This is a genomic window from Nocardioides oceani (genome assembly GCF_030412965.1).
Lineage (GTDB): Bacteria > Actinomycetota > Actinomycetes > Propionibacteriales > Nocardioidaceae > Nocardioides > Nocardioides oceani.
Genome location: NZ_JAUHJQ010000088.1, coordinates 1 through 316, shown reverse-complemented (window position 1 = coordinate 316; position 316 = coordinate 1). Strand labels below are relative to the sequence as shown.

1 protein-coding gene is annotated in these 316 nt (G+C 65.8%); it reads right to left on the bottom strand.

All coding sequences use genetic code 11. The annotated features are described in order from the left end of the window. Nucleotides 1-187, bottom strand: a 187-nt coding sequence (locus QWY28_RS23390; protein ID WP_300955315.1) for a hypothetical protein, incomplete at its 3' end; no start/stop codon positions are given. Between the last annotated feature and the right edge of the window lie 129 nt (nucleotides 188-316).

Here is a 316-nt window from a genome sequence, read left to right as displayed (position 1 = left end):
CGATGCAACGCTTGCCGAGGCGCTGCTTGAGTTTGGCGAAGATATCGTCCTCGAAGGCGCGGCCGGAGTCGAACCGCATCTTCAACTCGGGCGGCAGGTCCCAAGGGACCGACTCGATGGTCGGGTCCCACTCGTTATGGACCCGGCGCGCGCACTGCTTTGCCGCGTAGCCGGTCAGCAGGACCACCGGATCATTTGTGCGGAGGGGGCGGGGCGCATCTCAGGGCCCGGCTGTGGAGGTTGAGTCACCGATGAGACCCCCGGGGTACTTGGTGTCCCACCACGGGTCGATTGGGTCGGGTCCGAGCCAGGTTTC